Source organism: Kitasatospora sp. NPDC001175, assembly GCF_053598215.1.
On sequence record NZ_JBSFJU010000018.1, the window covers coordinates 26,818 to 47,371 of the forward strand.

Annotated in this window: 17 protein-coding genes; 9 read left to right on the plus strand and 8 right to left on the minus strand. The window is 67.1% G+C overall.

Translation table 11 applies throughout. The features are described from left to right. Positions 1-44: 44 nt before the first annotated feature. The 3 genes from ACWDAK_RS15820 to ACWDAK_RS15830 all read left to right on the plus strand — a co-directional run bounded on the left by ACWDAK_RS15820 (position 45) and on the right by ACWDAK_RS15830 (position 4,436). Positions 45-1,394, plus strand: coding sequence for a tyrosine-type recombinase/integrase (locus ACWDAK_RS15820; RefSeq protein WP_427393488.1), 1,350 nt, complete (start codon positions 45-47; stop codon positions 1,392-1,394). A 748-nt stretch (positions 1,395-2,142) separates the two neighbouring features. Further along, the gene (locus tag ACWDAK_RS15825) at positions 2,143-3,051 is read left to right on the plus strand and encodes a hypothetical protein (protein WP_427393487.1); all 909 of its coding nucleotides are present in this window, start codon (positions 2,143-2,145) and stop codon (positions 3,049-3,051) included. A 350-nt stretch (positions 3,052-3,401) separates the two neighbouring features. Further along, the gene (locus ACWDAK_RS15830) at positions 3,402-4,436 is read left to right on the plus strand and encodes a hypothetical protein (RefSeq protein WP_427393486.1); all 1,035 of its coding nucleotides are present in this window, start codon (positions 3,402-3,404) and stop codon (positions 4,434-4,436) included. 562 nt (positions 4,437-4,998) lie between these two features. Here ACWDAK_RS15830 and ACWDAK_RS15835 read toward each other — a convergent pair. The 3 genes from ACWDAK_RS15835 to ACWDAK_RS15845 form a co-directional block, all read right to left on the minus strand. Then, the gene (locus ACWDAK_RS15835; protein ID WP_427393485.1) at positions 4,999-5,889 is read right to left on the minus strand and encodes a hypothetical protein; all 891 of its coding nucleotides are present in this window, start codon (positions 5,887-5,889) and stop codon (positions 4,999-5,001) included. After that, positions 5,886-6,404: a hypothetical protein gene (locus ACWDAK_RS15840; RefSeq protein ID WP_427393484.1), complete on the minus strand. Its 519-nt coding sequence runs from the start codon at positions 6,402-6,404 to the stop codon at positions 5,886-5,888. Before ACWDAK_RS15840 ends, ACWDAK_RS15835 begins: the two co-directional genes overlap by 4 nt. A 210-nt stretch (positions 6,405-6,614) precedes the next feature. Beyond that, positions 6,615-7,394, minus strand: a complete 780-nt coding sequence (locus ACWDAK_RS15845; protein ID WP_427393483.1) for a hypothetical protein — start codon at positions 7,392-7,394, stop codon at positions 6,615-6,617. A gap of 274 nt (positions 7,395-7,668) precedes the next feature. On the opposite strand from ACWDAK_RS15845, the gene ACWDAK_RS15850 reads away from it, so the two are divergent. From ACWDAK_RS15850 to ACWDAK_RS15875, 6 genes are all read left to right on the plus strand, one after another. Further along, the gene (locus ACWDAK_RS15850) at positions 7,669-8,343 is read left to right on the plus strand and encodes a hypothetical protein (protein WP_427393533.1); all 675 of its coding nucleotides are present in this window, start codon (positions 7,669-7,671) and stop codon (positions 8,341-8,343) included. A 111-nt stretch (positions 8,344-8,454) separates the two neighbouring features. Next, a complete protein-coding gene (locus tag ACWDAK_RS15855) occupies positions 8,455-9,882 on the plus strand; it encodes a transcriptional regulator (protein ID WP_427393482.1) in 1,428 nt (475 codons plus the stop codon). Between the two features lie 134 nt (positions 9,883-10,016). Further along, positions 10,017-11,714 carry a DEAD/DEAH box helicase gene (locus tag ACWDAK_RS15860; protein ID WP_427393532.1) on the plus strand — a complete coding sequence of 566 codons (1,698 nt, stop codon included), beginning with the start codon at positions 10,017-10,019 and terminating at the stop codon, positions 11,712-11,714. Between the two features lie 700 nt (positions 11,715-12,414). After that, the gene (locus ACWDAK_RS15865; RefSeq protein WP_427393481.1) at positions 12,415-13,287 is read left to right on the plus strand and encodes an HNH endonuclease; all 873 of its coding nucleotides are present in this window, start codon (positions 12,415-12,417) and stop codon (positions 13,285-13,287) included. A 67-nt stretch (positions 13,288-13,354) separates the two neighbouring features. Further along, complete coding sequence (locus ACWDAK_RS15870) at positions 13,355-14,314, plus strand: NaeI family type II restriction endonuclease (RefSeq protein ID WP_427393480.1); 960 nt, start codon at positions 13,355-13,357, stop codon at positions 14,312-14,314. Continuing rightward, complete coding sequence (locus ACWDAK_RS15875) at positions 14,245-14,778, plus strand: very short patch repair endonuclease (protein ID WP_427393479.1); 534 nt, start codon at positions 14,245-14,247, stop codon at positions 14,776-14,778. Before ACWDAK_RS15870 ends, ACWDAK_RS15875 begins: the two co-directional genes overlap by 70 nt. Before the next feature lie 91 nt (positions 14,779-14,869). Here the strand turns inward: ACWDAK_RS15875 and ACWDAK_RS15880 are convergent, their stop codons facing one another. The 5 genes from ACWDAK_RS15880 to ACWDAK_RS15900 all read right to left on the minus strand — a co-directional run bounded on the left by ACWDAK_RS15880 (position 14,870) and on the right by ACWDAK_RS15900 (position 20,203). Then, entirely contained in the window at positions 14,870-16,147 is a 1,278-nt protein-coding gene (locus ACWDAK_RS15880) for a DNA cytosine methyltransferase (RefSeq protein ID WP_427393478.1), read from the minus strand. Between the two features lie 354 nt (positions 16,148-16,501). Then, positions 16,502-17,749 carry a tyrosine-type recombinase/integrase gene (locus ACWDAK_RS15885; protein WP_427393477.1) on the minus strand — a complete coding sequence of 416 codons (1,248 nt, stop codon included), beginning with the start codon at positions 17,747-17,749 and terminating at the stop codon, positions 16,502-16,504. 161 nt (positions 17,750-17,910) lie between these two features. Beyond that, positions 17,911-18,405 carry a helix-turn-helix domain-containing protein gene (locus ACWDAK_RS15890; RefSeq protein ID WP_449806473.1) on the minus strand — a complete coding sequence of 165 codons (495 nt, stop codon included), beginning with the start codon at positions 18,403-18,405 and terminating at the stop codon, positions 17,911-17,913. Then, positions 18,402-19,379 carry a TRM11 family SAM-dependent methyltransferase gene (locus tag ACWDAK_RS15895; RefSeq protein ID WP_427393475.1) on the minus strand — a complete coding sequence of 326 codons (978 nt, stop codon included), beginning with the start codon at positions 19,377-19,379 and terminating at the stop codon, positions 18,402-18,404. Before ACWDAK_RS15895 ends, ACWDAK_RS15890 begins: the two co-directional genes overlap by 4 nt. Positions 19,380-19,426: 47 nt before the next feature. After that, positions 19,427-20,203 (minus strand): hypothetical protein, encoded by a 777-nt coding sequence (locus ACWDAK_RS15900; protein WP_427393474.1) that lies wholly within the window; start codon positions 20,201-20,203, stop codon positions 19,427-19,429. Positions 20,204-20,554 lie beyond the last annotated feature (351 nt).

Genomic DNA, 20,554 nt, shown 5'->3' on the forward strand with positions numbered 1-20,554 from the left:
GGCTGGAAGGAGAACGACCCGCGCACCCCTTCGAGGCGATCACCATGCGCAGCTCACCCACCCCTGAACGAGGACGGGTCTACCGGCGTTGTGGCTGCCGCGACGACCAGCGTCGCCAGCTCGGCACCCGCTGCCCGAACCTCGCTGCCAACCCCGAGCACGGCACCTGGGCCTTCGCCGTCGAGGTCCCCTCCACCGACGGCCACCGCCGCACAATCCGCCGAGCAGGCTTCCCCACCGAGGTCGACGCCCGCATCGCGCTGCGGCGCTTCAACCAGTCCCTGCCCGCCTTCGTCATCATCGACCCGCGGCAGACCACCGCCGACTACCTCATCACCTGGCTCGCCGAGAAGGAACTCCACCTCAAGCCCACCACCATCGCCCGCTACCGCGCCTACATCGAACAGGACCTGATCCCCGCCCTCGGCACCATCCCCCTCGACGACCTCACCCGCCAGCACCTGAGCGCCTTCGTCACCACCCAACTGCGCCACCACCGCGGCAAGGTCACCGTCCACCGGATCATGTCCACCCTCTCCAGTGCCCTCAGCTCCGCCGTCACTGGCGAACGCCTCGCCCGCAACCCCGCCAAGCCCCCACTCATCTCACGCCCCGCCCCCGCCGAGCGGCACCTGTGGACCGAGGAGGAAGCCGCCCACTTCCTGCGCTTCACCCACGTCACCGACCCGCTCTTCGCCGACCTCGCCGAACTGATGATCGGCACCGGCATGCGCAAAGGCGAAGCCCTCGCCCTGCAATGGGACGACGTCCACTTGCGTGAGCGCACCCTGTTCGTCCGCGCCACCCTCTCCGTCATCGACAACAACCAACTCCTGCTCACCACGCCGAAGACCAAGGGCAGCCGAACCTGGGTCGCCCTGTCCGACCGCGCCGCCGACGCCCTCGACGACCGAGCCGGCTCCCGCGCCTTCGGCCAGATCACCCCCGCCGGCGGCTACGTCTTCCACCGCCACGGCCGCCCGCTCCACCCCAAGAGCGCCCTCGATCGCTTCTACCTGCTCTGCGACAAGGCCGGCGTCCGTCGCATCGCCCTGCACGACCTGCGCCACCTCGCCGCCAGCTTCGCTATGGCCGCCGGCACGCCCCTATCCGTGGTTTCCAAGACCCTGCGCCACCGCACCCTGTCGACCACCGCGAACATCTACGCCGACCTCACCCACCTCGCCGCCCGCGCAGCCGTCGACGCCATCGCCTGGACCCTCAACACCGCCGACCGCGCCATCCTGGGCGAACCGACCTGCCGAGCCCGGCGCCCCTGGCACCAAGAACCGCGCCCCCACCGGCAACTGCCCGCACACCAACACGCAGGAACAAAAGAACCGTCAGCCGCGTGGCCGATGTGGCCCGGAGACCACCATGCGACCACCAGCTGACCGAACATCAAAAAGGCCGCTCCCGCCAGAAGCGGAAACGGCCTACGACCTGCAGTTTTGCAAGTCGGGACGACAGGATTTGAACCTGCGACCCCTTGACCCCCAGCGGCGTGTCAATCCGTCAGACCTCTCCACTCTCAAAGCTATCCGAGGCCTGTCAAGATGTCTAGGGCTCCGTACAGAGCAGTTGAGGTCAACCTGATTCCACCGCTGCCGCTCCACGACGTTGCCGGCGATCCCCTCGAGCCAGAAGGCCGTTCACCGCTGTACCGCGCCGCAGTCCACCCACCCCAGACCACCTGGCCGACTCGGGCGACCTTCACCACCGCTACGGCGCCTGCGGCACCGCAATCCGCGCAGAGCCCCGGGACGCATGCCAAGGTCGGCCTCAGCACTCCGAAGGCTCGTGCCGAACCTCTGACTGGCGGCCGGTCGTCGGCGGCGCAGGTCAGCTGCAGGATCCGGCTGCCGCAAGTCCCTCGCTGTCACGATGGTCCGATGGGCAACCAAAAAGAGGCCGAACCTCCGCGGGTGGCCGATGAGCGCGCCACGCCGACCGGCTTCCTTCAGCACCAGCGAGACACGCTGGCCCGAACAGTATGCAGATCAGGGAGCGGACGTCCGTCCCGCGGCCTCCTTCGCGATGCGGCGCGCCGGCTGCGCGGACGGAGCCCCCTGGATCTGCGACATACCGACGCTTATCGCGGGCGCCGGGGACTGAGCATGCTCCGATGCTGGTATCGAGGAGGTGCTCCAGAGAAACGAAGTAGTGGGAAGGGAATCCTGCGTGCAACCGGGTGAGAGGTGGGCGCATCGGGCGGCGCCATATGACGGCACGGTCAGCGAGGTGGAAGTCCTCAAAGTTGGCACCCAACGGCCGCTGCGTGTGAGAGTGCGCTTCGTAGCTGAGGAGGCGGAGGGCCGCGAGGAGTGGGTTCCGCCGGCCCGCTTGCGAGTGCCCTGGGATCAGAAGGACGTGTGGCTTTCGAGACAGAATCGCTGGGATGCGCTGACCAGTGACGAGCCGCTGAACGACGAGGTGGTCGAGTTCGTCGCCGCAAGCATCGTCTTCGACGAATGCCCCATGGACGAGACGGTGTCGATGGGCTGGAACTACCGCGAACGCGGCGTGCTATACGTCCACGACGCCACCGCTCTCGCAGCGATGCTGCAGGTGTCCGAGGACATGTTCGCGTCTGATCCACGCAGCTTCACCGACGACGCAGGCACCCTTACAGCGCCGTGGCCCACCACACTCGCCGTCACGCCCCTGATCGCCAAAGCCCACGCCGAACAGCTGGTCGCTGTTCTCTCTCAGCGGGAGGAACAGTCGCAGCATGAGGCGGTCTATGGCCAGTACCTCGGGGGACGCGGCAAGAGTGGGGGCACATACGTCAGCGCGGAGACCTGCGCGGAGGTGGATCGTAAGTACAAGCCCGCCCGTGACCTCGTCCGGAACTGGTGCGGCTCCGAGGCAGTGGACGGCTTCGCCGAGCTCAAGGCGCTTCGCGCTGAGGTGGTCCGCGTCGGAAAGCTCATGGAGGAAGCCATCCGGTCGCTGCGCGACGCCGGCCAGGGCCGGGCCGCGGACCGCTTCGAACGGCAGCTCGGAGTACCGCTGGAGCTCCTCCGCAAGGCTTCGGCTGCCAAGGACTGACAATGCCTGCCCCTGCTCTCTGAGAGGCGTCCTGGACTGTGCCACGCAAAGTTCTCAATGACCGCCAACTCACCGTGCTCCGCCGCATCTGCGAAGGACAGAACCCAGTCACCTCAGCAGACGGGGCCCTGGCCACCACCGTCTATGCGCTGCGGAGCCGAGGGCTTGTCACCACCGCGTGGGCCGACAGCCGGTGGACGACCAACCCCACATCGGCCGGACATCGCTACCTGGGCCAACTCGACGCATCAGCCGCTTCATCAACTCCGAGCACGCGAGCAACCGAGCGTGACGGCGAAGCTGCAACAGGCGCCGTAGAGCCCAGTAAGCAGTCTGGGGCAGCGGCCGAGTTGATCACGGACATTGAGCGTGCGGGAGGCGTTTTACGCATTACCGATCCGTCGGCCGCCGAACGTCTCCGTGTTCGCCGCGCCCTGCACGCGGCAAGGGCCTTGCAGTTGGTGCCGGAGGGACACTTCCTTTCCTACAGCGGGCGCGACAAGGGCGACCTCGTTATCCGCATGACTGTCGGCGAACACCCAGCCCACACCGCAGCACACATCAACCCAGTACCCGTCATCGTCGATCTGACCGCCGAGGAAATCCACCCGACGGTCCGCGATGCCCAGGTGTCGGTCTGCACCGAATGCCAGGACCGCACCCGCCTCATCCTTCACGCGCTTGCCACCGCCGCTGAGCAACGGGGCTTCACCGTTGGCCCCGCCAGACAGGAGTCCCGTGCCAGCCTGGCGATCACCGCCCATGGCACAGCCTTCCCCCTGTTCCTAGCGGAGGGATCCATCGAGGTCCTTGATGTCGACAGCGTGCAGTACTCCTGGCAGCGCGTGACCGCCCGGACCACACAGCCCTCCCACCAGCTGGAACTCAGCATCGAGTCCACCTGGGCTCACCGGGGCCGTCGATACCGTTGGGGGGACCGGCAGCGCTGGAGGCTCGAAGACACACTCCCCCAAATCCTCCGCGAGATCGAACAGCGCGCTCAGCTCGATCACGAGCGACAGCTCGCCCGGGAACGTCAAAAAGAACAGACCCGGCTCGACTGGCAAGCAGCCATGGACCAGGCACGGCAGAAGCTCCTCGACGCGAATCGCCGCGATGTACTACGTGACCAGGTCGAGACATGGCACGAAGCCGTCCGTGTCCGCGCCTACTGCGATGCCCTCGAACAACACCTCGTTGATGCCCCTGCCGGAGAGGCAGACACCTGCGCCGTACGCGAGTGGATCACCTGGGCACGCAGCTACGCCGACCGGATCGATCCGCTGCCCACGTACCCCAGAATCCCGCCCGTCCCGAGGGCCAGTCCCGAAGATCTTCGCCCGTACCTGGGTGGATGGAGCCCACACGAGCCCAAGCGACGGTGACTAGCGAACCTACAGCCCAGGGGTGTTCCTGGTGGTTGACGCCCCACGGGTCGCCTGCCGCGGGCATGCCCCTGTCGCCTCCATACCCTGTGCCCGGCACGGCGCCGTGCACACTCTGGCCTTCGACCAGCAAACCACATGGGCCGAGAGACCGACACGCCGGGCGTGGTGTTGCGCCTGTCTACGTGTGGCGCGAACCCGTTATTCGGGGCGCAGATCGTCGCGGCAACCGGGACGCACCACTCCGCAAGCTCGACGGCCGGCTCAAGAAGACGAAGGAAACGGGACTCAGCACTGCGCTCTCCTTGACCAGCAGTGCCGGACAGCCGGGAATTGTGCGATCCGGGTAGCCTCGCCATCCACCGCCGGTGCTGCACTCGCTCCGATAATTCGGCAGCATGCACGAAACTACTGGCCCGCGCTGGACCAGCCTCGGCTTCGGCCGGCACGCGGCGCACCAGCGTCTGCCGTGCGCATTCCGCTTCTGAAGCCGTACCCATCTTCTCAGAAGAACAATCCGTCAAAGACCAGGCAGCGGTTTACTCCGTCAGCCCTCATCGGCTCAGCCGCTCCATGGAAGCTCCTCCGGACGGCGCTGCCACCACCAATTCCGCTGGGACAGCTCAATATGCGACGTAGCGAGAGCCTCGCTTAGCTCCCGACCGCCGTCATCGATCGTATTCTGGCGATAATTGCGATCAATGTCCGCAAGCGCCCGGATAAGACATTTAGAAGTCTTACTCGTCAAGCCTTCTGCAATATTCAACTTGTCCCGGATCTCAAGATCCTCTGCGTAATAACTAGCGGGATACCAGCCGTCGGGTGGCCACCCCGAGGACAAACGCACTACGAAGGCTTCCCAGGCGCCCAATCGAGTACAGGCGTGCCACTCCGCCCTTTCCTCGCTGCCATCGCCGGGGCGGTCCGGCTCCAGGCGCTGTTCAGCAAGCCAAGCAGTGAACGCGTCAGCGACAGGGGTATCAACGCGATGCTCTCTGATGACCTCAGGTAGGCGCGCCACCGGAAGGTCCGGAAGCTCGGGAATATGCTGCCCTACCGCGTCGATGGTGTATGCGTGACCGCCCTGGTCGGATTCATACAACCGGGCACGGGTGAGCATCCCGTTCGGCGCCGCAAGCCAGTAGCTGCTGGGAAGGCGCTCCTCCCCTGGAAACAACACGGGTTGCCCGAGCTGATCAGCCAAGCCGGCAGCCAGCTGCCGCTCATCTGGATGGATAGGGTGGTCCTCCGTGGCATAGATGTCGAGCGACCATGTGACATCGCCATTGACCTGTTCGTACGTGCAGCTGACGATGGCGTCCCAGTTGCGGCTGTTGAGGTCGTCGGCATCCACGACATCAACCTCGCTGGCCGGCACGACGAACTGCTCGGCGAGTGCAGCCACGATCTGGTCCCGCTCAAGTTCGCCAGTGAGGAGGAGGTTGTACGTCACTTGTAAGTCCCGTCGTAGACGGCCTGGGCGGTCGCGATGGCCTGCGGGTTGTCACGGAACCGCGGATCCCGGGTGAACTCCGGGACCTGGTCCGAAGCGCCTCCAGCCCTGGCAAGCGCCGCCAGGGCTGCGTACTCGTTGCGGTTCATGTTGACAATCCCTACGCCGGCGTCCGGGAAGACCGTTCCGTTCTCTTCAACACCATAGCTGCGACCGTTGATTTCGTAACGATGGGTCCAGGCGTTAAATCGCGCATGCCCAGCAGCGATCAGGGCCACGTCGTCACCGACGGCCTCCTCATAGCCCCGGAGGACGACACTGTTCGCCTCCCGGATGCGGCCCCGCTTCACGCCCGCAAGAAAGTGCCGCTTGTTCGGAGGGTTGAGACTCTTCCCACGCGCGGGACCAGGTATCCCGCCTGCAGCACGCCAGGGCGGCCCATCCGGCAGTGCGCTCCCTGCTGCCGGATCCGTATCGGGCCAGCTTGCGTCATCGTCGGCGGCATTCGCATCCATGTTGCCACGTTCCTCCCCTGAAGCCCGGCGCATGAGCCAGCCTCATTTCAACCAGTTGATACCGCCGTTGGCGGTCTCGCATTGCGACCGCCAACGGCGACCGAGCCCCTGAGGACCATCCCCTTCGGGCTTGCGCTCATATGCTGCGAGCGCAGGCTCTCCCGAGTTCACCGTGCCCGCTTGACGGTGGGTCAGCCGAAGGTCGAACCGTTAGGCGCCGACATCCATGGCCGCCCCGAGGAGTACCGCCACGTCGGTGAAGGACTCATCGGCGACAAGTCGGGCTGCCAGTTCCAGGACAGCCGCGACGTTGCGTCGCGCCGCGTAGTGCAATACGGAGTCGGCGGCCTCATGAAGACCAGTCTCCCGGCAGCCGGACACGAACTCCGGGATGTCTTCGACGGGGGCGGCCACCGCCGCATGGTGCATGAGCGTACGGGCGTCAGCCAGCCTGCCCGCCGTCAAGTATTGGGCCAGTTCCATGACTGCGGCGATCGGAGCTCGCTCCGGCTTGAGGCGCCGGTCGCCATCCAGCGGGGTGCCGGTCCCTGCCGCCGAGTGCTGCCGCTGTGCCGGAAACCCACCTTCCGCGGGCTCGCGGGGTGCGGATGTGCCGCCCGGCCGTTCTTCCGGGCCGTACACCGCACGGTCCGGCGCAGGGTGCCCAATCGGGCAGCACAGGCAGTGCCGGACCCGCGCAGCCCGGGCCAGCCTGAAGAGCTCGTCCAAGGTCACAGGCATGGGCACGCCGGTGGCTCCGACTTCCTTCTCGGCGAGCTCGTAGACGGCTTCGAGCTCACCGTCGCCCGGGATGCGACTGGCCTTGAGATACCCAGAGAGGGTGGACTTGCCGATGTGCAGCTCCTTACAGATGGAAGCGTGCGACGCCGGGATCACTGCGCACAGCAGACGCAAGGCAGCGGCAAGCTGCCGCTGGTCCGCTGTGCTCCCAGGGCTGAAGCCTGGGTCGATGTGCTCTGCGCGCGGCACGAAAACACCCCTCACGGGTAAGGATTTACGAGGGCAGAACGAGGACAGGTGTCCCCCGTCAATTCTAATGCGTCATCAGAGGTCTGCTGTCAAACGGGATTTCGCCATCTAGAGGTTCGCATCTTTTCGCGAACTGCCGGGCGTTCGCGAAAAGATGCGAACGCCCGATGCCGCATCAGATATACGGGGAAATCCGGATAAATGGGGCAGCGGTACGAATATCGTTGACAGTTGCCATGGGACTATGGGATTCCACGACATGGAGGTAGGCGCGATGGGAGCACCATCCTGGACGGACTCGCAGGTCGGAACCATGAGGAGGGCCGCCCTGTGGCTGGTTCAAGTGATCGGCGAAGGCAACGTGTTCACCAAGGCCCAGCTGCGCGAGGCTTTCCCTGATGTCGCCCAGATCGACCGTCGCATGCGGGATCTCCGGGACTTCGGCTGGCGGATCGACACGAACCGCGAAGACCTGAGCCTGGAGGCTTTCGAGCAGCGGTTCGTGAAAATGGGCGAGCCCGTATGGGAGCCCGGGAAGACTGCGAAGAAGCCAGGCGCTGCGCTGACTGCTGTCCAGCGGCGTGAGCTGCTGACCCGGGACGGGCACATGTGCCGCTCCTGTGGCATTGCCCCGGGCCAGACCTACGCCGGCACGTTCGAGGCCGCGCAGCTCGACATCGCCCGGCGCGAGGTACGGCTGCCGAACGGCACGACCGAGACCCAGCTGGTCATCGAATGCAACCGGTGCCGGGTGGGCGGGCGCGAGCTGACTGCCAATCTTGTGGACGTGCTCGACCGGATCAATCGGCTGCCGTCCTTTGAGCGCGGCATCCTGGCGGGCTGGATTGAGAAGGGTTCCCGGGACTTCAGCGAGCTGGAGCTCGTGTGGGCAGCGTTCCGCACACTGCCGGCTGACTCCCGCGGGCAGGTCCGTGCCGCGCTCAGCTAGGCGGGGTGTCGGCTCCCATAAGTGCACGCGATACGGTGGCGGGCCGCCCGGGCGGCCGGCCCGCCGCCGTGCCGCGTCGATCGCAATCTGACCAATGACTGTGGAGGACCAATGGCTACGGACTTCGGTGTGCCGCCCCTTGCTGAGCACAACCGGACGCTGGTGGAGGAGCGGCTAAAGGAGCTCCGCGAGGCCGGCGGCGTCAAGGAAACGCTGACGATTGAATGGCGCGGCCAGCCACTTCATGTCGAGGTCATCGACATGCCGGTCAGCGGCCTATTTTACAACCCGGGCACACACCGGATCCGAGCGCAACGAAGCCACGACCCTCTGCGCGACCGTGCGCTGGAGGCGGATCCGTGGAGCAGCGGAAGTCAGGAGTATCTGCACTTCCTCTTGCAAGCGCTGCCGAGGGATCCGTCGCTGCGCGACCCTGACTTCGATGCGCTCCTTGAGAGCCTAAAAGACTTCCGGCAGACCGACCCCGGATTGATCACACGCGACGGCATCCTGGTAAATGGCAACAGCCGGCGCGCAGCGCTCAAGGAGCTGGGCGTGTCCAGCATCCGGGTCGGTGTGCTCCCGGAGTCCTGCACATGGATGGACGTCAGCGCAGTGGAGCTCTCACTGCAGCTCCGAAGGGACCACCGCCGCGATTACTCCTACATCAACCGTCTCCTGGCCATTGACGAGCAGTTGGCCTCCGGGCGGCGGGTCGAGGACATCGCGCGCGAGTTCCGTATCCGCACGGCGACCTGCGAGCAGGACCTGTGGATTCTGTCCTGCCTGCGCGATCTGATCGCGCGCAGCAGCACCGAGGGTGCGAAACTGCGGCTGCTGGACTTTGAGGACCACCAGGAGAAGCTGCGCGAGCTCCACCGCAGGTATGTCAAGGAGTCAACGGTCAACAAGGACAGGGCCGACATGCTCAAGGAGAGCCGCCTAGCGGCGATCATCCTGGGCTTCTCCAAGACCGATGTCCGATTCATCGAACCGGACTTCCAAGGCCGTTATCTTGACCGCACCCTTCCGGAATCACTCAAGGCCGCACAGACAACGGCGTCGGCTAGCGTCGCGATCCCCGGTCTGAACCGCTCGGTCAAGGCCGCAGGCGCCGAGGTCGCGGCTGCCAAGTCCCTCACTGACTCTCTCCTCAAGGCCAGGGCTGTGGAGGCAGCAGGCGACCGCGTGCCCGCTGCACAGGTGACGGAGTCCTCGCGGACCATCGCGGCTGCACGGGCTGCGTACGACGAGGCGATCGGTAGCGCCGGCAAGGACGCCCGAGTCCGCAAGCGCAGGCAGGCCGCCCCCGACCGCATCACCGACGCATGCCAGGATCTCGAGCAGTGCATCACCGACCTGGTCATGGCCCGGGCGTCGAACAGCCTCGACGAGGAGGCCTACGACGAGGCTGTCCAGAACCTGCGCGGTGTCCTCGGCAAGCTGGCCCTTGAGTCGGCCCGCAGCATCAAGGCGCCCGGCGACGGCGTCTCCTGGCTTCTCGACGCAGTCGCCGAGAAGAAGGAGCAAGCGCTGTGACAGCTGGGGAGCCGTCGCTGCGGCTCAGCTTTGACATCACCCGTACGCGCGTCGTCCTACGCGCATCCATCGAGCACCAGAGCAACCTGGCCCAGCTGACGGCCCGTTTCCCTGCAGGCTGCCCACGCGGTCCCATGGCTGCCGAGATCGACCTCGACGATTTCCTGGTGGGGATCAGCGAGCTCGGGATGTGGCCGGAACCGGAGAGCGTCGAGTGGGAGCCGGCGCTGCTCGACCTCGTTAACGGGGTCCTCGACGACGCCGAGGCCGCCGAGCGGCAACTAGAGGGTAACCACGGAGACGCAGACAGAGACGCCACCTCCGAGGACATCCCAGCGCTGCTCGGTCCCGACTGGATTGCCGACCTGACCTCCTTTCAACGGCGGGACCTCGCCCGGCTCCTGTCCCTGGGCCACGGTGCGAACTTCAGCGTGCCTGGCGCCGGAAAGACCCGAGTCGCCCTCGCGCTGTACTCCGCGGTGCGGGAGCGCGGAGAAGCCTGCCGTGTCCTGGTCGTCAGCCCGAAGTCAGCGTACGAATCGTGGCTGTACGAGAGCAGCACGTGCTTCGCGGAGCCGCTCCGCACCCAGGTCATGGACAGGTCGCCGGATCCCGGCGCGGAGCTCCTCATCGTCAACTATGAACGGCTCGATCGGTCGCTGGCCGCGCTCGCCGACTGGCTGCGTGCGGCACCGTCGATGCTCGTACTGGACGAGGCCCACCGGATGAAGCTCGGAGCGAGCGGAACGTACGGCTCGGCATGCCTGGCTCTCGGACCACTGGCCCGCCGCCGTCTGATTCTCACCGGCACGCCGGCGCCGAACGGCGCTCGGGACCTGGAGAACCTACTGTCTTTCGTCTGGCCCGGGCACGGGCGCCGCGTTGTTACAAGCGCCGTCGCCGGCGGCGATCTCGCGTACGCGAGCGCAGTGCTGCGCCCGCTGTTCACCCGCACCACCAAGCATGAACTGGACCTACCGCCGTTCGAGCCTACGATCCGCTATGTCGATCTCCCCCCACTGCACCGGGAAATCTACGACGCCCTGGTCGGCCGGTACTCAGCCCGCGCCGAGCTGTCCCGCCACGACTTCGACGCCCTCGGCAAGGCCATGCTGCGCCTGCTGATGGCTGCCACCAGCCCAGCGCTGCTAGTTGAGGCCACCAGCCGCTACGAGCCACTCACCTACCGAGTGCCGCCCCTGCAGGTTCCGCCAACCGACTCTCTTTATGTCCTGCTGCGAGACCTCCCCAGGTACGAGCTGTCGCCGAAATACCAGGAGACACTGAGCATTGTGGCCGCGAACGCGGCGGCCGGGCGGAAGACGCTGGTCTGGACAACCTTCGTCCGAAGCCTTGCCACCCTGGAACAGCTGCTTGCTGTCTACAGTCCCGCCATCGTGCACGGCGGCAGTAAGGACCGCGAGGAGCAGCTGCGCCGGTTCCGGGAAGACCCAGACTGCTGGGTGCTGCTCTCTAACCCGGCCACTCTGGGCGAAGGCATCAGTCTGCACCACGTCTGCCACGACGCCGTCTACGTGGACCGGGACTTCATGGCCGGACGCTTCCTGCAGAGCCTCGACCGCATCCACCGCCTCGGGCTCGCAGCGGGGACGGAGACGCGGGCCACAGTCCTCGCTGCGTCCGGCACGATCGACGAGGTGGTGGCGCTGCGGCTGGAGGAGAAGCTGCAGTTCATGGGACGGATCCTGGACGACCCGTCAGTCCAGCAACTCGCAGACTTGGTCGAGGAGCCATCCGTGGCCGGGGGGATGGACATGGCCGATGTCCGGGCGCTCCTCGGCCACATCGACAAGATGGCCGCCCGCGTGTAGCTCGGGCTCCGGACCGAGCCGGGGCCCCCGGTATGCCGCAACACACCCAGTGAGGCGCTTCAGAAGTCCCGTTCACCAGGAGGTGCTGGATGACGTTGGCTTGGACGCGCAGAACAATGCGGGCATCGCTGTACGGAAGCAGGCGGTTACCAGGCTCGAGGCTGAATTCCGCACCGCTGCTCTTGCCGTGGTCTTCAACGTGGCGGAGCCTGCACACCCTCCCCAGCGATCGACCAAGTCGGAGACCGAGGTAAAGCAGCTCCGCCGGGGCATCCATAGTTGGCCTACTCAAGCGCTGGCCCCGCGCTACGGCTGGACACCGCCTGCTGCACCCGTCGTCGACCGGCGGCGGGCGGCCTCCGCAAGCGGCGGCGTGCCTCCGCGCCCGGCACTCCTTGCGGGTGGCAACGCCCTGGCGAAGCCCACCAGCGCGTCGAGCGGTCCCGGCGGCACACTGGGACGGGCTGCCGTGTCCACCTCGGAAGCCATCGCGGCGGGATCCTTGCCGTCCCATGAGGTCTAACGGATGAGTCAACTTTGACGGCGACGGTCAGAAATCACGCAGGGCATATGCGGACAAATCTACACCTTTTCAATGGGCGGCATGAGAAACCTTCTTGTGGATCAATGTCAAGCCGCCTACGGTGACCTACGAGTCGAAAGGGCTCCTCCGATCCGACGTGATCAGCAAGAGGACGAGATGGCACACGCCGAATTAGACAGCGAGCGTCAGCTGCCCGATCCCAAGGACCCGTCGATCGACGAACTCTTCAGCAGCCGGGAGACTGCAGAAGCCTGCCGGTTCCTCCTCATGCGACGGGATAGCCCCCCGACGATGACAGAGTGGCTGGCTCGGTCGCAGCAGGTTTTCGGCAAGTCCAACGTGCACAGTCAGCGTCGGCTGCGCGAGGTCCGGAGCCACTTCGTGGTGGAAAGCCGACGCCGTACTGCTGACGGTGAGTGGGCTTACGAGCTGCTCGGGTGGAAGAAGGAAGCTTATACGGCCGTGAAGATCTCGCCGCGGCTGCAGGCAGAGGTCTTCAGCAAGAAGGGCCGCTTCTGCCAGATGTGCGGGCGCGGCCCGAAGGAGGGTGTCCGGCTGCAGATCGACCACAAGGTGCCCGAGTCGTGGGGCGGCAAAACGGAGCTCTCGAACCTGGAGCCGCTCTGTGAGGAGCACAATCACGGGAAGCAGGCGTTCTTCGCCTCGTTCGACGACGTCGGCCCAGTTATCGGACGTGCGCTCCTACGCGGTGATCCCTGGGAGCGCATCGGCGAACTGCTCGTCGCCTTCCAGGAGATGGGGAAGCCAACGCCGGTCGAGCTCATCGAACTGGTCGCGCAGGACACCCACAAGGGCGACCCGAAGAAGCGCCTGCGTGAACTCCGCTTCGTCCTCGGCTGGGACATCGTCGCCCACCGCAGCAAGACTGACGGCGTCACCGAGGTGACCTACGAGCTGATCAGCTCCCAGGCCTGGCCCGCGGACGGCGCAGCTGCCGCGATTGCCGCGTATGAACGCAGGCGCAAGGAACGCAAGGCCGCCGAGCGCGAGGCAGCCACAGCCGACTGACGTGGCTCCGCGCCCGGGTCGACTTCGCGACGTCTCCACATTATCGATCCAAGAGAATTGAGTTGACATGGCGCCAGCGGACACCCTGTTCTCTGTCTCCCCTACTCTGCCCCTTGATGCGGAGCTGATCCGCGTCCGCGCCGCGATACTGGCGGCCGACCCGCAAGGCGAGATCTTCGCCGCGTCACTGCGCCGCACCTTCGACATGCTCCTCGACGGCCAGCACACAGGCAGGTTCCGTTGGGAGGATCTCCACAAGACCGAGAAGACGCACGCCGGCACCCTCGTAGAGATCAACCTCCAGCGCGCCTTCGACTTCGCTGATGGCGACAAGATGGACTACTCGATCGACGGCATCGACGTGGACTGCAAGTACTCCCAGGACCTGGGCCGCTGGATGATCCCGCCGGAGGCGATGGGACATCTGTGCCTCGGAGTGTGGGCCAATGACAACGCTGGGCTCTGGTCGGCGGGGCTGTTCCGGGTCACCGATGAGGTGCTTACAAAGAAAGATGGGAACCGGGACGGCAAGCGGTCTCTGACCGCCGCTGCCCGCAAGACCGCAGTGCACTGGCTCTTCGAGGACGCGCCGCTCCCCGAGAACATCCTGCTGCGCTTGTCCGAGGAGGACATCGCCGCGATCTTCGCGTCGCGGTACGGCACCCAGCGGGTGCACGAGCTGTTCCGGCGTACCCAGGGCCGTATCGTTTCTCGCGGTGTGGTCGCCACGGTCGCGCAGCAGGACGACTTCATGAAGCGTGTCCGGTACAACGGTGGCTCCCGCTCGGCACTCCGCCCGGAGGGGATCGTGATCCTCGGCCAGTACGGTAATCACCAGGCGGTAGCCCAGGCCCTCGACCTGCCAGTGCCAGATGCGGGTGAGTCTGTGAGCGTCCGGCTGGCACCCTGGACTCCAGAGCACGTGGACGCACTTTGGGTGGAACTGGAGGGCACCAAGTGGGTAGTGGCGCGGGAAAGCGACCCGGTCGTCGAGGCACCGCTGCTCCCGGAGCCGCGGGAACGGTAGGCGCAGATGCTGCCGCATGGGTTGCCCCGGAAGGGTCGTGGGCCTCGTCGGCTGGCAGGCGGCGCAATATGCAGGCGATCCGGAGCCGGGACACCTCGCCCGAGCTCGCGCTTCGCTCCCTTGTCCACGCAGCGGGACTTCGGTACCGGGTGGGAGCAAAGCCGCTACCTGGCATGCGGCGGACGGCTGATCTCCTGTTCCGTCCCACCCGGGTGGCTGTATTCGTCGACGGGTGCTTCTGGCACGCGTGCCCCGAGCACTTCGTGCGGCCGAAGACCAACCCGGGCTACTGGAACGAGAAGATCGACCGGAACGTCCGCCGGGACCGTGACACCGACACGAAACTGGCCGAGGCTGGCTGGCTCGTGCTCCGTTTCTGGGAGCACGAGCCACCAGCCGAGTGCGCAGCTCTGGTCGTCGACGCTGTCCGCCAGCGCCGCGCGAAGGCTACACGGAGGACGTGAGCGCTGTCGGGCGGCAATCAGCAAACCAGAGCCCTCTGCCCTGAGAACCGCCCGTGGGCCGATACCCGCGGGCGGTGGCAGTCGATCGCGCTCAGCTGATCTTGGCCTTGTTGGCCTTGAACAGCTCGTGCCGCTCGTGGCCCTCTTGTCCGACAAAGGCCTTGAAGTCGCCGAGCCGGTAAGCCATGGCGCCGTCCTGGCCGGCCTCGGTCTCCTCGATGTGGAAGTCGCGGCCGAGGTGGGAGAGGCGGCGCTCGACGTCGTGCATGCCCATAACGACTTCGAGCTTGCTGAGTTCAGTGACGATCTGCGCTGCGGTGAGGGCTTCGTTCTTCCCGCGAAGGAACCGGTACACCGGGTCGTGGGTGGTCTCGACCCGCTCGCGGGGGGTGCCCTCCTTACGGAGTGCCCGCGCGATGGACAGCCCGACAGCCTTGGCGACAGGCGGCGGGAAGGCGTTTCCGATCTGGCGGTATCCGGTGGTCTTTCCCCCCGCAAACTGCCAGTCGTCGCTGAAGCCCTGGATCCGCGCCGCCATCTTGCTGGTCAGCTTCGGGCCACCCCGGACTTCTCCCTTCTTGCTCACTGCCGGCTTGAAGTCCGGCCCCGGCGCCTCGTTGGCGATGCCCCAGGCGTCGACCCCCATGGCCGCCCAGGCTGCCTTAGCCCGCGACGGGCCGAGGTCAGCCCCGCCGTGCTTCTTGGAGCCACCGACGATCGTGGGGGCAATGTCGTTGGCCCTGGCAACCCATGCCTCGACGTCTGGCCAGCCGTTTGCCGCCATGAGGTCCTTCAGCGTCTCGCCAACCGTAGGCGCAGGTCCTTCGTGGGGCTCCGGCCAGTGGAAGTAGTCGGCGAACTCATCCTGGAGCGCGACCAGAACGAACCTCGGACGGAGCTGCGGCACTCCGAAGTCGGAGGCCTGGAGCAGACGCCATTCGCCCACGTAGCCGAAATCACGGAGCGTATCAAGAACGTGCTGCCGGTACGCCGAGAAGCGGTTGGCGCTGAGGCCTCGCACGTTCTCCAGCATGAGGGCCTTGGGCTTCATGCGGCCTGCCAGCTGCACTGCCCAGGCGAACAGGTCGCGCTCGTCAGTGGCACCGAGCTGCTTCCCGGCGATGGTGAACGGCGGACAGGGCACACCTCCCGCAAGCAGGTCGACGCCCTTGTGGTCGTCAGGGTTCCAGACCGACTCGTCCGCGACGTCGCCCTCCGCGACCTTCCACTTCGGACGGTTGAGCCTGAGCGTCGCGCATGCGTTCGAGTCAAGCTCGACGGCCAGCCGGTGCTTGAATTTTGCCTGTTCAAGGCCGAAGGCCTGCCCGCCTGCTCCTGCGCAGATCTCGACAACCTCAAGGGCAGACATTCTTCCTCCGTACAGCGCGCGCCGAGCCTGCGTAGCGGAGGGCGCCGGCTGCCGAGCAGAGCGCGAACACAATATCGAACAAGCTAGCGACCTCCCTTCGGGGTACGACCTTGCCACTACAGCCTCTGCCGGTCCAATACCTGGCCGACGAAGTGCCGTGTGCGGTCGGGCTACATGAAGTGGCCAGTCTAATTGCGGACTCAGACATTCCGGCCGGATGGGGTCGACTCATGGTGGCTGTCCGCCCCTGTACAACGCAGAGCCACGCAGCGGGACACGCACGGCGCCCCATCTGCCACATCTGCCGTGAGCAGATCCCGGATCGGAAGCGTGCAACGGCAACAGCCGCGGGGGTCACTCGCCGTCCTCCGGAGTGATCTCGGTGCTGGCAGCGCCGTCCAGGGCGCGCTGCCAGCGCGTTTCCAGGGCACCGAGGAGGCGCTGCTCGACGCTGGCGGCGACGTGGGAGTAGACGTCGTCGATCTTGTCCTGGAGGCGGTGGCCGAGTCGGCGGGCCTGGGCGACATCGGGAATGCCGTCCTCGATCATCCAGGTCTTGTGGGAGTGACGAAGGCCGTGGAAGGTGAGACCGGGCTTGATCGGCTTCCAGACGGTGCCGTCGGGGAGGGTGGTGCCGTTGACAGCCGGAGCCCACAGTCGGCGCTGGAAGCCAGATCGGCGCAGGTGCTTGCCGGTGATGGTGGTGAAGACGGGCTTGGCTCGAGAGCGGATGAGTTCGGCGGCGAGGAGTGCCGCGAGGAACGGCGGGAGAGTGACGGTCCGGGCACTGCTCGCGGTCTTCGGCTGGCCGTACGAGAGCTGGCCGTTGATCTCGTGAAGGGCACCCACCTCGGGGTCGATGACGATCCGCGGGTTGAGGGCCCCGGTGTGGCAGCGCTCCCGCCGGAGCCCCGCGAGCTCTCCCCAGCGCATCCCGGTGTACGCGGCGGTGATGATGAGGAGGGCCTGGTTGGGTCCGGCGAGGGTGAGGATGCGGCGGGCGATCTCGTTGACCTCTTGCTCGGTGGCCCAGACGCGCTCGGTGCGGGGATGTGCGTGCCCGCGGCCGCGGTGGCGCCGGACCGGGTTGCCATCGCGCAGGCCGTTGTCGGCGGCGTCCGCCATGATCAAGGAAAAGAGCTTGCGGATGGCGGTGACGGTGCTCGGCTTGTAGTTCTCGCGGAGCTGCTTGGTCCACTTGGCGACGTCGGCCGCAGTGATGTCGGCAATCGGCGTCGTGCCCCAGCGGGGCAGGATGTGGTTCTTGGTGATGCTGCGGTACTGAGCGAGGGTGTTGTCGCCGATGTCGATGGTGTCCCACCACTCCTCGATCCACTGCGCAACGGTGATCGGGGCTGCCTCGGCCGGGTGTGCGGGCTGTGCTTGGACGGCAGGCGTGTCCGCCGGGATGGCAGGTGGCGGGGTCTGGGGCTGCGGGGCGAGGAAGACCGCAGGCGGCGGGCCGGGGGTCCCGCCCAGGGTGGCGGCGTGGGCGCGGGCTTCTTCTTCAGTGGGGAAGGTGCCGGGGACGGTTGCTGCGGTGCCGTCGCTGTTCCAGTAACGGACGCGCCAGCCGCGTCCGTGCTTCTCGATCCAGGCCACGGGTGCCTCCTGTCAGATCGGGGTCGGCAGGGTTTGCCGCCGGCCCGCGTTTCCACGGGCCGGCGACGACGATGGACGCTTGGAGGCGGCGATGAGGGCAAGACCGTCGGCGGATGTTCGCCGTGAGCAGATCTGCGCTGGTCAGGCCATGTCCGAGGTGGTCATTTCCTGGGACTCGGGGACCGCGCGCCGACTCTGATGATGTCGTCAAGATCTTGGCGGCTGAAGCGGAGGTGTCGGCCGACGCGGGTTGAGGGGACAGCTCCGGAGGCGGCCTTCTTACGCAGCCAGGAGGCAGGGACCTGAAGGAGGGCCGCAGCCTGCTCCGGAGTATGCAGGAGGCGATCCCCCGCAGCGTGCACGGTGTCGGGCCGGGCAGCGTCGGACAGGTCGCCGGACTTGCCAGGCGTCCTGCGACGCCTGGGGCGCTGCCGGTCCCGGGGGGCGGGGTGGCCAGTGTCAGTGGTGGCTGGCGGGAGACCGAGAAGTTCGGCGAGGCTGCTGCCCTGCTCTGCTGCTTCCGGGGCCTGCGAGGCGTTGTAGTCCCTGGGCTGCCCGGCGGTCCCGATGTCAGTGGTCGGCTGGGACTGCTGCCTAGGGCACGGAGACGACCGGTCGGAGGCGTCCTGTGCGGACGGGAACAGGCGGCGGGTCACGACGCCTGCCAGGCGGCCGCGTCCGGCCAGTCCGGGCGGACCGGGGCTGGACGGTGCTTGGGCTTCTGGAAGACGAGGACGTCCTCGTGGACGATCAGGTGCATCGGCACGCCGGCCGCGCGGGCGGCGCGGATGTTCTTGAGCTGGAAGAATGACGGGCGGGCCACCAGCTGTCCGTCGCGGACGCCGGCGAGGAGGGCGACGCAGCGCTCGACGGGGGTGAGGCCTGCGGCCTGGCCGGCGGCGATGACGGCGGCGGGCAGGTCGACGAGTTCGCCGTGGTGGCGCCAGGGGCGGGCGGTCACGGCGACGTACGCGCCGTTGGCAAGCAGCGGCAGGCAGCTGGTGAGGATGGTGGTGAACGCCTCCAGGAGGTCGTCGGTGGCGGCGTGGGCGAGGTTGGCGGGGTTGTTGCCGTAGGTGCCGTCGAACTTGGCGATTCCGGGCTGGCCGCTCTCGCGGCTGGAGACGACCTGGCCGTGCAGGGAGGCGCCATAGGGCGGGGAGGTGAGCAGGAGCTGCACCCGGCCGTACTGGTCGGGGCCGACGAGGGCATGGGTGCGACGGGCGTCGCCGGTCTTGACGCGGGCGTGGCCGACGGCACCCTGGGCGCGGGCGTGGTTGAGGTTTCCGCGGGCGACGGCGGCCCAGCGGGCTTCGAGTTCGACGCCGAGGCCGTTTCGGCCGAGGTGCACGGCCTCGACGAGGGTGGTGCCGATGCCGCACATCGGATCGAGAACGAGCTGGCCGGGGGCGGTGTAGGTGGCGACGGCATGGGCGGCGATGGCCGGGAGCATCTTGGCGGGGTGGGCAGCGGAGGCGGGGCTGTAGCGGCCACGGCGCTGGTTGCGGGCGTCCTTCTGTGCGGTGACCCAGACCGAGGTGGGCAGCTGCGCCAGCGTCACCGCGCCGGGTGCGGCCGACGGGGACCGGGGCGGGGTGACGGCGGGCTTCGTGTCGGGGCTGGTGGTCATGCGGGCGCTCCTCGTGGGCTTCGGACGGGCGGCGGGCTGGCCGGTTTTCAGGGCTTGGTGAAGACCAGGAGGTCGCTGTGGATAAGGGCGTGGCGGCCCGGTCCGGGCCGGGGGTGGTGGCAGGCGCAGCCCGGGCGATGCTGCGTGACGGGTGCCAAGGGCACGAGGCCGGCCTCGTGGGCGGTGGCTTCGACGGCGGCGATGTGCTGCAGGTAGACGAGGCCTGCGGCACGGGCGTGGGCGACGACGTGGCCGGCGGTCTCCTGGCCGCTGGTCTGCCGCGTGCAGATGACGAGGACGCCATCCGGCCGGAGTGCGCGCGTGCAGGTCTCGGCGAGTGCGGTGAGCTGTCCGGGGGTGGCGGAGTCGTGGGGTGCGGCGATCGCGAGGCGGGCGCGCCTCTGGTGGCTGTCCGCCCTGCCGGAGGGATGCCCCGGGGTGCCGCGTTGAAGAACGGCGAGGGACGCCACGGCGGGGGCGGTGCTGTGCAGGGTGTCGTAGGCGAGGTTCGCGCTCTGGTGGCTGGGGGCGAGGGCGCGGACCCTTCGGCCTGCCTGGACGGCGGCGACGAGGGCGGCGGCGTTGCCGACATCGGGGATGAAGACGAGATCGCCGCGGGCTGAGAAGGCCACGACGATCTGCCTGGCCAGGCCGGACGGGATCCGCTGGGCACACGCCGCGTTGGTGGGGTTCTCGCAGGTCGGGCAGCAGCCGACGGGCGGTTCGGTGAGCCAGACCGACAGTGGAACGGCCTTGTTCGCGTTGCTGGAGGTGATCTTGGGCTGCTGGGGGTTGGCGGCAGCTTCAGGTGCGGGGTGGTTCATGGGTCTCGGCCTGATGGCCGCCGCAGGACGCTGACATCCAGAGAAACGCGGCAGAGGGCGGCTTTCTAACGCCCGCCCGAGCTTTTCGGTGACCTGGCGCTTCCCGGCATTGAGTCTGTCTCCCTGCTGCAAGGGGAAGAGGCCTGGAGAGATTTCTTTGAGGAATTTCCTGGGGCGTCACCTCGGGGCTTTCGAGGCGGTCACGGACAGCGTTTTCGCAGGTCACCGCAGTAATGGAGGTGAGGTGGAGGCCTGTCGACTCCGCCTCGCCTACATGTGACCTCCGTGCTGGCGCCTTGCCGTCTCTGGACCGTCTGGAGATCTGCTCCGGAGCGGCTCTACGGGCCTTGG